The sequence below is a fragment of the Shewanella surugensis genome, assembly GCF_023284005.1.
GTDB lineage: Bacteria > Pseudomonadota > Gammaproteobacteria > Enterobacterales > Shewanellaceae > Shewanella > Shewanella surugensis.
Genome location: NZ_JAKIKS010000028.1, coordinates 41,320 through 53,592, shown reverse-complemented (window position 1 = coordinate 53,592; position 12,273 = coordinate 41,320). Strand labels below are relative to the sequence as shown.

8 protein-coding genes are annotated in these 12,273 nt (G+C 42.9%); all 8 read right to left on the bottom strand.

Translation table 11 applies throughout. From position 1 onward, the window contains the following. Nucleotides 1-281 precede the first annotated feature (281 nt). Nucleotides 282-3,533, bottom strand: a complete 3,252-nt coding sequence (locus tag L2764_RS09375; RefSeq protein ID WP_248939963.1) for a type I restriction endonuclease subunit R — start codon at nucleotides 3,531-3,533, stop codon at nucleotides 282-284. Between the two features lie 12 nt (nucleotides 3,534-3,545). Then, entirely contained in the window at nucleotides 3,546-4,859 is a 1,314-nt protein-coding gene (locus L2764_RS09370; RefSeq protein ID WP_248939962.1) for a DNA-processing protein DprA, read from the bottom strand. Beyond that, on the bottom strand, nucleotides 4,856-6,955 hold the full coding sequence (locus L2764_RS09365; RefSeq protein ID WP_248939961.1) for a RecQ family ATP-dependent DNA helicase: 2,100 nt from the start codon (nucleotides 6,953-6,955) through the stop codon (nucleotides 4,856-4,858). Before L2764_RS09365 ends, L2764_RS09370 begins: the two co-directional genes overlap by 4 nt. 16 nt (nucleotides 6,956-6,971) lie before the next feature. Next, nucleotides 6,972-8,090, bottom strand: a complete 1,119-nt coding sequence (locus tag L2764_RS09360; RefSeq protein WP_248939960.1) for a restriction endonuclease subunit S — start codon at nucleotides 8,088-8,090, stop codon at nucleotides 6,972-6,974. Beyond that, nucleotides 8,087-10,228 carry a class I SAM-dependent DNA methyltransferase gene (locus L2764_RS09355; protein WP_248939959.1) on the bottom strand — a complete coding sequence of 714 codons (2,142 nt, stop codon included), beginning with the start codon at nucleotides 10,226-10,228 and terminating at the stop codon, nucleotides 8,087-8,089. Before L2764_RS09355 ends, L2764_RS09360 begins: the two co-directional genes overlap by 4 nt. A gap of 12 nt (nucleotides 10,229-10,240) precedes the next feature. Continuing rightward, complete coding sequence (locus L2764_RS09350) at nucleotides 10,241-10,465, bottom strand: helix-turn-helix domain-containing protein (protein ID WP_248939958.1); 225 nt, start codon at nucleotides 10,463-10,465, stop codon at nucleotides 10,241-10,243. 90 nt (nucleotides 10,466-10,555) lie between these two features. Further along, nucleotides 10,556-11,107, bottom strand: coding sequence for a PIN domain-containing protein (locus L2764_RS09345; protein ID WP_248939957.1), 552 nt, complete (start codon nucleotides 11,105-11,107; stop codon nucleotides 10,556-10,558). Continuing rightward, nucleotides 11,107-12,249, bottom strand: coding sequence for a helix-turn-helix domain-containing protein (locus L2764_RS09340; protein ID WP_248939956.1), 1,143 nt, complete (start codon nucleotides 12,247-12,249; stop codon nucleotides 11,107-11,109). Before L2764_RS09340 ends, L2764_RS09345 begins: the two co-directional genes overlap by 1 nt. Nucleotides 12,250-12,273: the final 24 nt, after the last annotated feature.

Genomic DNA, 12,273 nt, shown 5'->3' with positions numbered 1-12,273 from the left:
ATGAATTCGTCGCCACTGCTTATCGCTAATCATTTTACGAGACATATGAATTTCAAAGAGAAAAATTGTATCTTAATCAGCTAATCATGGCCAATTGTCAACGCCCCCTAGTCTTTACTCAATATCTATTTGTGTTGGTCAACAATAAAGTTATTAACAAATAGATCGGTAACTCATTGTTTTTAAATAAACGTAATTATTGGTAATATAAATAAAGTTGTTAACTTTTTAAGGTATAAGTAATCAACTCAAAAAAGTGTCACAATAAAGTTGTTAACAAACTAATGTTGCGCACTATATATGGGAGATGGTAATTCCGGATATGCCCTGTATATGTGAAGAAAGACTCTTTCAGTAATATCGGAAATTTCATCTTCTTCGTACTGATCAATAGGCAGTCCCGTTCTCTCGTCATAAAGAAAATCATAAATCTGCTGCTTTACCGCATCCCGCGATGATTCTTTCTGCTGCCAGTTCGCAACTTTAAGTCGCTCAGCCTTAAGTGTCGACAATAAAGCCGTCGCTACTTGTTTAATCTTCGCTATCTCTCGAGGTTTCAAATTTGGCTTGCTCAGTAAGTCAAACAACACTAGGGACTCTTCGTCCACCCCTTCCCTAAGCGCACGTTTTTCTTCATGCGAAAGTTCTTCATTGAACTTTATGAGCGCCTCAAATGTCTTCTCAATTACAACGCGATCTTTTTCCTGATTGTATTCTCTAACAAGTTTTTCGTAGTGCTCTTGATAATCAGTGCGTAACGGATTTTGCATCATTAAGCGAGCAAGTTTATTCTCAACAGCATGCTTCAGAGATTGCACGGTTGTATTTTTTCGCTCTGATTTTGCAAACTCCTGGCGCAAACGTTCAAAATCGATCTTGCTGATATCGTAAATTCGCTCGCTATCCGATTTTGGCTCTTTGATTTTATATGTAGTATCTATGCTACCGTCAACGATTTTATAAAGCTCTTTCATGATATCTGAGATATCAGCTTTCTCTTTATCTGCCTGTAAACTCTTATAAAGAACATTAATAGCATCACGCAGATCACGATAATCATTAATACCCGGCACGTTGATACAAGCCTTGAACTTGTTGAATACCTCTCTGGCAATCACTTCAAATCGTTTTCTGGTTTCATCATTTATATTGATGACTTCTTTGGCCTGTGCAATCGCCGCATTCTTAACAAATCCAGTTTCGGTGATTATTCGACTCAATTCAAAATCATGCTTCCGTAAAAACTCAGCGGCAAAACTAATCGACTCATTTAGGCTTTGTAAAAGTTCCTCATTGGGTTTGGCTGGTTCATTTTCACCTTCCTCACCACCATGGCCTTCGTCACCCGCACCAGCAAATGTTGCCAGCGCTTTACGTAGATTTTTGAGTATGCCGCTGTAATCGACAATCAGTCCATTATTTTTGCCTTCCGCCACACGATTTGCCCTAGCAATGGCCTGCATTAAAGTATGCGCCTTAAGGGGTTTGTCTAAATACAGAGTGGAGAGTGTTGGTACATCAAAGCCCGTTAACCACATGGCACAGACAATCGCTACCCTGAAAGGGTGTTCGTTAGTCTTGAACGCCTCTTCCATATCCAAACGCGAGCCATCCTTTAACTCAAAACCTGTTTTAATTAGCAGGCGATGCGGTCTTATATCCAAATCCCATTTTTCAAACTTCGCAACCTCACCCTGTTCCTCACTAACCACAACGGCCATCAGCGTTTCTTTCATCCACGCCAATTGTCGCTCTCGCCAAGCTAAATCTTGCTCATCTGCGACCGATGAAAGCTCTCTCTCTTTTGCTTTAATTTCTTGCAGCCAATAAAAATCGATCAGTTTGTGCATTCGCACACAGGTGATTTTATCAAGGCAAACAAACATGGCCTTGCCCGTTTCCCAGCCATTGGCATAATGGGCAACAAAATCTTGAGCAATCTGATCAAGCCTACTGGTTGAAGTAATGATGTGGTAGTCGCGTTTAAGCTCACGCTCTAACCGTTGTTGTACATCTACATCATCAATTTCTAGCTCTTCAAGTTTTTCTGCTATTCGCTCATTAATTCCTTTGGGGTCAGCGACTGTATGCTCGTTACCATCCTCATCAGTAAATATTAATTCTTCACCACGAGCATCGTAGTACAAAGGTACCGTTGCTTTATCTTCAACTGCGCGTTGAAAATCATAAGTGGAAACATAATCACCAAATACCTTCTTAGTTATCTCGTCATCTTTGAATAATGGAGTGCCTGTAAAACCGATAAAGCTAGCATTAGGCAGAGCATTACGCATGTTTAGAGACAAAGTTCCGTACTGTGTGCGGTGAGCCTCGTCGGTAATAACAATAATATCATCGCGTTTAGAGTAAGGTTTTAGAGGATCTACCTTTTCATTAAATTTTTGAATCAAGGTGAAAACAAATGCTTTCTGCTGGCCTATTAGTTCTTTAAGGGTTTTACCACTATCGGCACGGCATGGGTCTTTATCATTGTCGACAACTCCACTTCCTGCGAAAGTTTTATAAATCTGCGTATCGAGATCCTCCCGATCAGTCAGTACTACAAAGGTATAATTCCCCCCCAACTTTCGATGCACCATCTGCGCAAAAAAAACAATTGAATAAGATTTCCCTGAACCTTGGGTATGCCAAAAAACACCCAATTTACCCAAGCGTTCACCATGATTAATAACCGCATCTATGGCTCGACTGACACCCAGATATTGGTGATTGCGGGCGACAATTTTCACTAGCCGTCCAGAACTTTGGTCAAACAAGGTAAAATTTTCAAAGATATCCATTAGGCTCGTTTTGGAGCAGGTACCTTTCAGCAAGGTTTCCATATCCACAACACCAGGCTCATTCTCTTTTAAACGTTTCCAATCATTAAAATGCTCGAATTTACTGGAGACTGAGCCAATCTTGGCATCAATGCCATTTCCCAAAATGATAAAAGCATTGTGATAAAACAGATGCGGAATAGTGTCTTTGTAATCGGCGAGGTTTTGTTCGTAGGCAGCCCTAATATCCTTGTGGACGTTTTTCACTTCCATAAACAGCAGAGGAATTCCATTCACAAATCCAACCAAATCAGCTCTGCGACGATAAATGTCACCCTTTACCCAAAACTCACGTACTAATAAAAAGTGATTGTTTTCATAATTGTCAAAATCGAAAAGACGTAGACGTTTCTTTACCCGATCACCTTTATCATTAAGGTAGCTGACTTCCACCCCATTTTTGTGCAACGAATATTTTTCTTTATTAACAGCAAGAATATTGGTTGAAGACGGCATTTCGCAGACAAGACGAAGTGCCTCTTGGTAGACAACTTCTGGCAAACTGGGGTTCAACGCTATCAGCTTCTCACCTAAGTATCGGGTAAGAATAATGTCCTTCTCTGACTCTCGCCCAAAGTCTCCCTCCTTGCCTAAACGCTCATACATGCCCATGACAGAGGCATCCCACTGTAATTCATTCAATAAGTAATCGGCTGTTACTTGTTGAACCAGAGTATCTTCTGTCATCGCCATGGCTAAATCCTTTTATTTTTTGTTTTCGAATTGATAACGAACGGGGCGATTAAGCTTATTCACTAAACCGTCTTCCTCAGCGCGTTTCAACCACTCATTCAACTGCGACTTGTGCAGCCCTGTGCCTTCAATTAGTTCATCGACAGAGACAGCATCTTTAGCAAGCCGATTAAGCTCAGCAATGAACAATTGGTAAAAATCGATAGGGTTTGACGCAGGTTCTATTTCAACAATGTGTGCAGAGATACTCTCTTTACCTGCTTGTTGTTCAGCTGGTGCATTATCGAGTTCAGTATAAGAAGTAACTTTTTCTGGCTCAGGCTCAGTAAACAATCCGGACTCTGCCGGCATTGAAAATAAATCGGCCTGCATTTCCTTAGGAGGGCTCATCTGGTTGCCTTCATTTTTCATCAAATCAGCAACAACCAAACTTTGAAGATCGGTCTCTAACCATTGGCCCCCTTTAACCACCAAATCAGCATTGGCCGCGTCCTTATCCGTGGTTGGTTTAATCCACAGCAGTACCCATGCCTTTTTCAGGTTTTCTTCTGCTCCGTTAAGTGTTCCACCTTTTTTACCAGAATGAATAACAAGGGCGCTGTCAGCTAAGCAGTAAATATATTTATTGCGCGCCATGGCATTACCTGCATTAAATCCGGCTTCCGGATAAAATGGCGAAATCAGCACAGCATTATTATCCATTAAGCCTTTGCGCCACTTAGCACTCGTCGCCGCTTTCAATAAGCTGTCTGCCATAATACCTATTACAAATCCACCTTGCTGCATTGCTCCTAGCATAGCCGTTTCATCAACCCCACGAGCGCCACCAGAAACAATCGCGACACCTTCACTCGCAGCTTTAGCACCAACTTGCTGAGTAAAAAACAAATCGTCATCGCTGGCATTTCGAGAACCAATTACGGCCAAACCACCCTCATTCAGTAATGCCTTATTACCACAACCAAACAGTACAGGAGGGGAAGCAGTCTTCAAGCGTTGTTTTAAGCGTTTTGGATATTCAGGATCAGAACGTGTAACCACCCAGAGACCAGCCCTCTGCCATTTTTCTACTGCTAAGGCGAGACTGTGGCCGCGATTGAGCAATTGCATAATCCGTTCTGCACTAATGCGCTCATCATACCAACCGTTAAGTAAAACGTGAGGATCTGCTCCTAACAAATCAGCCGGGCTTGTAGATTTTTCTTTTAGCCATAACGCAAAGCGCCCCCATTCAGCATTTGTAAGGGGTTTAGCATTCTCGCTACTCGCTTTGGAAAAATAGCAAGTAAGTAGTAATGTAGCCTGAGCCGTTGGCGATAAATTCATGAGTCTTTCACCGAAGAGGAAGCTAGTGCCACGGGATACACGACACCGCTACCTGCTTGTTGTAATAATGCTGATATAGCGGTCAGCGTCCAACCAGAATCAACTATGTCATCAACAAGTAAAACTGGTGTAGTTGGAATATCTTGATTAACTGCAAATGCACCATCTAAGTTGCGGCATTGATGGAACCGATTTTGCTGCCCTTTTTGCTGTTGATTGTCTTTTACTTTACTTACAGCATCAACAAAAGGTAGGCCTAAACGAACTGCTAGCCTGCGAGCAAAATCTGGCACCAGTTCTGGATGGTTCCGAGAAGGTACGCAGCATATCCACTCAGGTGCAGGATTAAGCTGCCAGCGCTGTTGAACCATTTCAACCATGGCTTCGACTAATTCATCAATGAACCGTCCAGCATGCTTGTTGTCCGCTACCATGTGCCCCCAACCGGCATCGCCCCAGCGCGATAAAACACGCCCTTCTTGTGCGCGAAGGTTAAGTGGGAGGTTACCACGAAAGCCGTACTCTAAAAACGCATTGGCTGCGACCTGTGCTTTTGGACTAATCACCATTTCGGCGTGTTTAAGAAAGGTACCCGCACGGTGCACCAAACTAGGATCAACCGGAATATTGATAACGAGCCGACCAACACAAGATGCGCACTTACCGCAGGGCGTTGGATCAAGATCGTCAAGCGCTCGGCGAAGGAAGGTCATCTTACAATCAGTATCTGCAAGGTATGCCTGAACTTCTTGCCATTCCTGAACACGCTGGCCAGTTAAATGAGCGATTCGGGCATGATCCATTTGATAGCGCACAGGGGTTCTTGCCCAACGGCTGCCGTCTTTGATTACAGGAGCCGGATTTTCCACACTCAATAATTTAAGAACTTTTTCAATTTGACCATGACGCAGGTTGGTTTGCTCTTCAATACTGCGCAATGACAAACCATCGCTTTGTTCCAGTACGTGTAAAATTTCATTCACCTGCGCCTCAGATGGGAACGCCGACTCGCGGAAAAACTCGTGAATATCCTGATCTTCCACACCCGACATCAATACGCCAACAGCATGGTCAATGCCACGCCCTGCTCGACCTACCTGCTGATAATAACCAACGATAGAGCCCGGCGCTTGGTAGTGGATAACAAAACTTAAATCCGGCTTGTCATAGCCCATGCCCAAAGCCGAGGTTGCGACTAACACCTTTAACCGATTGTTGAGTAACAACTCTTCCAAGTGTTGGCGATACGTATTGCTATTCTCAAACCCTTCAGCCTCAACGCTGCCATGATAAGCCTTAGCATCAATACCATTATTAGTGAGCCAGTTGGCGACCTGCTCTGCATCGCGCACCGTTAAAGTGTAAACAATGCCAGTGCCTGGTAAAGTTGGAATGACTTGAGCCAACCAGGCCAAGCGAGACGCCTGATCGGGTAACACCATGGTTTGCAGGGCAAGGCTTTCACGAGTCAGTGGACCACGATGAATTTGAATATCACCAATCTGCTCTTGAATATCGGCTACAACGCGATTGTTCGCGGTTGCAGTGGTGCCTAATACTGGTGTATTAGGGGGTAGCTGGCGCAGGATATTTACTATACGGCGATAGTCTGGGCGGAAGTCGTGGCCCCAATCGGATATACAGTGAGCCTCATCGATCACCATCAGGGCGATACGGTCGGCAATAGGCTGTAAGACTGTTTCAATGAAATTGTCGTTGGCCAGCCGCTCTGGAGAAATCAGCAAGCAATCAATTTGATTATTAAGAATACGTTGGGTGACAGATCGCCACTCATCGGTATTAGTGGAGTTCATAGTTTCAGCCACAATACCTAAACGCGTAGCAGATTCAATCTGATTGCGCATCAACGCCAGCAAAGGCGAAACGATAATGGTTGGCCCCATGTCGCGATCACGAAAAATTTTGGTGCTGATGAAATAAACCGAGCTTTTCCCCCAACCTGTACGCTGTACCACTAACAATTTCTGTCGATGATTGACTAGAGCATCAATCGCTTCCCATTGGCCATCACGGAAATCGGCGGCAGCATTTGCCAAAGCAGTTTGCAGGTGGAGCTTAGCTTGATCTCTATTCATTTCATCAGTCCTTTGATTACACGGTCAGTTCGCCGCTCATTAGTTTAGGTAGTAACAAGTCACGAGCTTGAGCAAGCTTATTGTTGTAGTCCTGTAAGTTATTAATTTGTTTTTGTATTGGTTGAGCCTCTGATAAAAAACGCTGATAGTTTTTGTGGTTAGGGATAAGAATTTCTCGACTGTAAGCCATATTGCGATTTAACCCCGGAACAGCAACATCAGTATTAATAAACTGAACATTTTTCAGCGCGTGATATAGGAACAAACTGCTTTCTTCAGAGGAAATAAAATAAATAGGGTAAAAGTCCGTGTTGACCCAAAAGATGCTCCCCACATTGCCTTTTCTTCCAACGACAATGCCAGGCCCTTTTACCAAGGCTTTTTCGTGGCTTCCAACTTCACCACTTGATCCATAAACAGGAAATGGTCCAGGCACACGCACTTCGGCTTTCAGAGCTTTGCCATAATTGAGTGTTGCGATTTGCTTAATTGGTTTCTTTTCCCACCCCTCAGGAACACCATCAGTAATCTTAACCAGCTCATGGCCGGGGAAACGCAAGTGAACAAACCATTCCTGATACAGTAGGCGAGCAGATTCTTCCTGCAACTGAATACGGCGGCGGTTGTTTTCGATAAGTTCATCGTAACTAGCAATGAAATCTGCAATTCGTTTTTGCTCTTTTACATCATCTGGAACTAAAAATTTCAGTGCCAACAACTTGCCTTGGCTAAGATTATCCTGAGCTGCACCTTGCGTATATTGGCGATACCTAAGTTTTAAGACCGCATCAAAGAGGTACTTAATAAAGCGAGCATCAGCTTTTCCTTGTGTTGGTATAAAGCCTATTACACTATCTGGAAAACAAGCTTCTATCCCCAAAATTGAAGTGTCCGCGATGTTGGCTGCAATCGTTATGCAAAGCGTACCCACAGGCCATAGCTTACTTTGCGCAAGACCCTCTTCACTGTATGTTTGGGAGTATTCAGTTAAGTACAAACCTGAATGCTTAACATCTCCCGTTTGCACAAATGGATAGGGACCACCATAAAGATGAGCAGCATCTCTAGGACGATTCCGCGAACGACCTCTGGATACAAAACCAAGTTCATCTAATGATTTTTCAGACCAACTCATACCCCCAACTCCTCAAAGTTACGAGCAATTTTTTCAGCCAATTCAATCGACTCAATATTTAAGCCTTGCAGTTCAATATGAATATCATGCAGAGCTTCTTCAAAGTCGAAATCCTCATCCACTTCTTCCGGTGCAACACCCACATAACGTCCAGGCGTCAAGCTCCAATCGGCTGCTTCAATAGCTTTAATATCTACCAGCTTGACTAGCCCTTCTACATCCCTAAGTTTTCCTTCCGGGAAACGGCTTAACAGCCAGTGTGCTTGCTTGTAGAAGTAACGAACCTGTTTTAGTTGCTCGACAGCCAGCTTGCGGGTTTCTTCGGCACTCTTTTTTAAATTGCTGCGGCTACGGCCATTAAGTTGAATGTTGTCCCACAGCTTACTGTCTTTAGCATCATTGCTTTCAGCCAATTCAATCACACGGGTCGTCAACTTATAGGCTAGATCGATTTCTTTAATCAGGTTACGGCTTTGTTCGGCTAAATCTTTTAAGCAGACATCTTTGCCGATAAAGTCCAACAGGTTAGCGGCATCGTTATATTGGTTTTGATTCCACCACGTTTGCAGATCGTTAGTTAGGATTTGAAACCTTGACCAACCGCCTTCAACCGCCCCTTTAGCGTTGAGGAAGTCCGCATAGGGTTCAACAGAAGTGCCGTCTTGTTCTAGCTTATCCATGAAAGGTTGGAAGGCATTGCTGAGTTTATCCAGCTGCTCAACAAAATCGGGAACAGGATTGCACATGAGCTCTTCTGAGAACTCACAATAACGTGCTTCAAATATGGCCTTGTCGATATAACTCTGAACCAACTCAATAAATCGTTCTGCCTCTCCACGATAGAGCCAGACCACAGCAGTCAGGTTTTGTTGCTGTTCGGGGCTGAAATCAAAAATCTTACGAGTCACTTTGCGGTAGACGTTGCGAGCATCCAACATCAGCACCTTATCTTTTAAGTGCGCTGGTTTGTTTTTATTTAAAAACCACAACTGGCAAGGCACTGTTCGAGTGTAAAAAAAGTTACTGCGAATATCGACCATAATGTCAACATCGCCGGTTTTTACTAACTGCTCACGCACCTTGGCTTCATCCCGACCGGCACTGGATGCTTGAGATGACATAACAAAACCGGCACGACCGGTATCGTTCAGATAACTGTAAAAATACTGGATCCAAAGATAGTTACCATTACTGACCTTTTTATTTTTGTTAACACCGGGCAAACCAAACGGTAAGCGTTGTTTATCACCTTTGATTTTGTCTGCATCGACTTCATCCACGTTAAACGGCGGGTTAGCCATCACGTAATCGACTGTGCCAAACAAACCTTCATGTGGGTCGTTGTAGTAGGTAATCGCACTCTCACCGCCTTCTACATTACCTTCTAAGCCATGTACAGCAAGATTCATCTTCGCTAAGCGTGTTGTGACTCGATTTTTCTCATGGCCATAGAAGGTGAGTTCGTGTGGGTCTTGAGCGTGACGCGCCATAAAATGGGCGCTTTGCACAAACATACCGCCAGAACCACAAGCTGGATCAAAAATTTTGCCATGGTCGGGCTCAATCACATTAACCAATAACTGCACTAGCGATACGGGGGTAAAGAATTCACCGCCATCGTGCGCACCTTGATCAGCAAACTGAGTGAGGAAGTATTCGTAGATACGGCCAAATATATCGCCAGTGGCTTTTTTTAATTCTTCTGGGTTTAACGTACGTAACAACATACCCAAAACATCATTAGGAATATTGTTATATTCCTGCTTGGGTAGCTGATTACGCAAATTGGTATAGTCTGCCTCGATAGAGTCCATCGCATTTATGATGGCTTCGGCGCGATTATCGGCATCAGTTAAGGCGATAAGCGCATCAAACTGAGCATCTGGTTTTAAGAAGATAGCGCTTTTTTTCGAGAAGTCTTCTTTAGTGAGTTCGCGCGTTTTACCACCACGGCTGGGCAAAGTTGTGATGATGTCATCTTTTACCGATAAATAGCGGCTGTAAGCGTGACGTAAAAAAATCAGTCCCATTACCGGTAAAAAGTATTCATTGCTAGCCAGCTCTGAGTTGGCGCGTAAGGTATCAGCCGATTTCCAAAGGCGTTTTTCAATTGCTTCAATATTTTCTAGTTGTGCCATGGGGCCTAATTCCTAATTATCACTTGATTTACTTTTTGGTGATTTGATTGTTTCGATGGTATTCGCGCGGTTATGTTGAGAAGCGATGTAATGATCTAACTCACTTTGTTTAAAGCTCCACGAATTGCCCACCTTAAAACCCGGCAGTTCACCGTTAGCGGCAAGTCGATAAATAGTCCGTTCATTGACCTTTAGGTAATTAGCCACATCTTTGATGGTCAGTATGGGAGTGCTCATGACGAAAAGTCTCACCAGTGTCGAGAAAGTACAAGACTGTCAATATATCGTATATGGAAAGGAGTACAAGAAAGAATGTAATATTTTTAGCTACTTGGCACCAAATAAACGTTTGTAATCAGAATGAAATCGCGCTGGCATATCTGATATGTAACGCCAGTATTCACATAAACCATCAATCGTTTTCATATCGGTATGGCCACAATCCAACATGATTTTAAGAAGCTCAAGTGTAGACATGACTTGCACGTCAAAAACTTTGGCTAATTCAGCCATATCTTGATCATCTGTAATCAGTGGAACACCTAGCTCCAACGCATAGGCAACATACAAAGCATCAACTTTAGATGGCCCTGGCAGTTCAGTTTGAACATGATTCCATATATATTCAAAGGCTTGCTCAATTGATTTTTTTTGTTTTCTGCCAATACTCGGAAAGTGTTTACGGTTTTCTGAAAATTCTTCTTCCTCTACCCATGGAAATTTACTTTGCAGTTTTCTATTACCAAGCTCTTTATTCAATTCAGGCAAAATATACAAGCAATATTCATTAACGCCAAAAGGCATAAACAATAATGGTTTTATTGTTTTTGCCAATCTTAAGTAGGTATTAGTATCGACCAGTATTTTCGATTGAGGCATTAGGTTAGCTCTGTATGGATACTTCGCGCATCAAGAAGTGGCATATCCAGTACAGTTTGAACAAAACCAGGGCCTTTATCGTGTTCTTTGAGGTACTTTCTGAGTAGTTCAAAAAATGGCGTATCAAATGCTGTTTCAGCTTTATCTATATACTCTTTAGCACTTGGTTTTCCGTGTTCATCAAGCTCAGCATCACCAAACAAAGCATCACTTAAGTTTTTATAGCGCTTATTAAAATTAGTTACAGCACCATGAAATGATTTACTTAGCTTAATTTCATTCCGCCCAGTTGAAAGTGCATACTTATTTGCTTGGCCAAGCACCGTATAAGGTGAAATGGTAAATTGATCTGCTAAGTCTACAACGTGTGCAATTTTGGCAGCTGGAGATAGCTGTGCATTGATAGAGGTATACGCTTTCTCTGCCAACTCATGTGGATACAATAAAGTTGCAGCAAAAGCATCAGCAAAATCTTCAGCAGTGTCGCCTTCTAAGCTTGGAGATAAACAATGCCCTAGCTCATGCGCCATCCAAAATTTGAAATCATGAATATTAGTATCAAGATTTAGATAAACCCAAGTACTTTGTGAATCAGGTAAATGTATGTGAACAGCATTTTCATGGCGTTGTTTTGTTCCCCACATTACAGGGACAACAACTGCCTGTAACTCAGAGAAGCGTCGAATAAGGTGTGAAAAGTCAATACACTCAGCAGTTCCAACATTAATGTCGTCCCTAACTTTTGCCGTTGCTTTACAAAGATAATCATAGTCACAACTAGGTGACTTAAGTACTGGTGGCATCTCCAAAGTATCAAAAGGCAGGTAAGCAACTAGGTGGCGCAAAAAACGGCCCATTTCCTGAGCTTTTTCAATATGGTGATCTTTTGTCTTTGTTCCAGCTTTCTTACGAAAAGCAACTTTAGGAGCAAATGGATCTTCTTTGATAACAAGCTCATCAAAAGGGAGCCCCAACAACTTGCCCAGCTGTAGAAGTTTATTTGGACGTGGAAAAGATTTAGAGCTTAGCCATTGTGAGACAGCTTCTTTTGAGACAGTAAGGCTCTCTGCCACTGCGGTTTGTGTCAGTCCAGCTCGTTCCATTGCCAAATTGGCTTTTTTAGTATTGAGTGTTTTTTGCATGTGCAAAGTATATTCTCGCGTCAA